This window comes from Colwellia sp. C1TZA3, assembly GCF_007954265.1.
Taxonomy (GTDB): domain Bacteria; phylum Pseudomonadota; class Gammaproteobacteria; order Enterobacterales; family Alteromonadaceae; genus Cognaticolwellia.
In genome coordinates this window covers 1-1,325 of record NZ_VOLS01000135.1, presented here as the reverse complement: position 1 = coordinate 1,325, position 1,325 = coordinate 1, and the positions used below count along the sequence as shown (strand labels likewise).

Below are 1,325 nucleotides of genomic sequence, written 5' to 3'. Positions count from 1 at the left end.
TGTGATAGTAAAACTCAACGATAGGCCAAGAAAGAAAATAAATTACCAAACGCCAGCCAAATTAATGGCTGAACATAGAGTGGCAATAGCTGCTTAGCGGTTATGCACTTCAGAGTTGAATCTAAGCTTAATAAAAAATAACAAATCATAACTGAACGTTATATATCAATGTATCAATAGGGTCAGAGTCATTGGTAATTAGCTGATAGTGAATTATCTGATAATGAACCAGTTTTAGTAATAATGAACTAAGTTTAGCCTTAACATAGAAAATCATTAACTCTGACCCCATTGATGTTCTTAACTCTGACCCCATTGATGTTCTTTTCAGTACTTGCTTATCAATAACTTTTACAGCATACAGGCTTATAGTTTTTTCCTTATTTGATTAGCACATTCAGCTAAAACTATAGCCCCAGCGGTTGAAACATTCAGCGAGTTACCCATCCCAAACATCGGAATATGTATTTGTTGATGACTTAATTTTAATGCGGCTTCAGCCACGCCTTTACGTTCATTACCTAATACTAATACGCACTTAGCAGGATAAGTCACATGAGTGTAATCCACTGACTCATGGCATAGCTCAACACTGTAAACTGAATAACCTTCATCCAATAAAATTTGTAAGCTCGAGGTGGTATTATCGCTATATTCAACACAAACCCATTTAGCTTCATTTCTAGAGGCTTTTTTCATCTTTTTATCTGAGATAGTTAGTGCGCCACAAACAATAACTTTTTCGATAGCAAAAGCATCAGCCAAGCGAATAAAAGCCCCAATATTGTAGCTATTAGTAACATTGTCTAATACTACGACCAAAGGGATTTTTGCCTTAGTTAAGTATTCATCTCGAGTTGGCTTGTTTATTCTAAGGTCTTCTTTGCTAAGTTGTATTTTTGAATGCATGATTTCTACTCTGATTACTTACTATTACTAAGCGCTAATGCTTTGTTCCCCCTGCGAGCCCTATTTCTGAGTTTATAGCGGAGCTTTTAGCTTAGCAGAGGATTGTGCGGCTTTATCTAATGAAGATCAAATTAATGTTTATAGACCATCAAGCCAATTTATATCAACGATTAAACAAAAATTAAAGGCAGGAATAAAAAATTAATTAAACACTCATAGTTAATTGAAAAATCCCATACCCTCTACTAGGGTTTGTAGACCAGTCAAGCGAAAGGATTTTCTTAGTTAAGTATTATACCAGTTCCATTAAGTTTGTGATCTTGTTGTGCGCAGGAAAAATAACTCAAGGTAAGGCGCTCGATTGAGCAATAGCTGGCTATTGGGATTGAGAGCAACACAGCCTTGAGCTATTTTAA

The 1,325-nt window shown here is 35.5% G+C and carries 1 protein-coding gene; it reads right to left on the bottom strand.

What is annotated here, in order from left to right; genetic code table 11:
• Positions 1-366: 366 nt before the first annotated feature.
• Positions 367-909, bottom strand: a complete 543-nt coding sequence (locus ESZ39_RS17470; protein WP_146881189.1) for a TrmH family RNA methyltransferase — start codon at positions 907-909, stop codon at positions 367-369.
• Positions 910-1,325 lie beyond the last annotated feature (416 nt).